The sequence below is a fragment of the Pseudomonas sp. SIMBA_067 genome, from assembly GCF_046534675.1.
GTDB classification, from domain to species: domain Bacteria; phylum Pseudomonadota; class Gammaproteobacteria; order Pseudomonadales; family Pseudomonadaceae; genus Aquipseudomonas; species Aquipseudomonas putida.
The window spans coordinates 1-230 of record NZ_JAWRYH010001510.1 but is presented as its reverse complement, the minus strand read 5'-3'; the positions used below and the strand labels follow the sequence as shown (position 1 = coordinate 230).

The 230-nt window shown below is 55.7% G+C and carries 1 protein-coding gene; it reads left to right on the top strand.

What is annotated here, in order from left to right:
• Window positions 1–230 (top strand): hypothetical protein (locus tag SB765_RS34485; RefSeq protein WP_410933140.1); only part of this gene is annotated, 230 nt, incomplete at both ends.

The window sequence follows — 230 nt, the reverse complement described above, 5'->3', positions numbered from 1 at the left end:
CTACAGCCTGAAAGTCACGGCGACCGATCCCACTGGAAAAACCGCCACCGAATATCACGATCTGACGCTGATCACCCATCTGAGTAGCCTGCCAAAAATTAGCTTCGATAAGATCACTGCGGACGATGTGATAAACCTGGCAGAAAGCCAGCAGGACCTGCTACTGAGCGGCACGCTCTCCACCGTCATGCCGGGCCATCGCCTGGTGATCACGGGTGCCAACCAGAAAG